This is a genomic window from Bacillus sp. SIMBA_074, assembly GCF_046534555.1.
GTDB classification, from domain to species: Bacteria; Bacillota; Bacilli; order Bacillales; family Bacillaceae_G; genus Bacillus_A; species Bacillus_A mycoides.
In genome coordinates, this window is sequence record NZ_JAWRYM010000911.1 from 1 (window position 1) to 252 (window position 252).

At 44.0% G+C, this 252-nt stretch carries 1 protein-coding gene; it reads right to left on the minus strand.

Annotated elements, in window-relative coordinates:
• Positions 1-252: carboxymuconolactone decarboxylase family protein (locus SB773_RS33420; RefSeq protein WP_486304330.1), on the minus strand; the 252-nt coding region annotated here is incomplete at both ends.

Consider the following 252-nt stretch of genomic DNA (forward strand, 5'->3'; position numbering starts at 1 on the left):
TACTCAGCTTCCAGCTTCATCACAGCCCCAAACATTTGTGAAGCAGGCATAAAGCAAATGTACGAACAAAGCTCGGCAATCTCCTGATCATCAAAAACAGTTCGCAAAACATCAAAGATAGAATCATCGAGATTTTGATAGTTTTGCAGGAAAATTTCTGCAAAGCCTACAGCAATAGCGACTTGTGGATCAATCTGTACATCGGACGGCCTTCCTTTCGCCTGGCAATACTCGCATCCATTGCCAAACGCC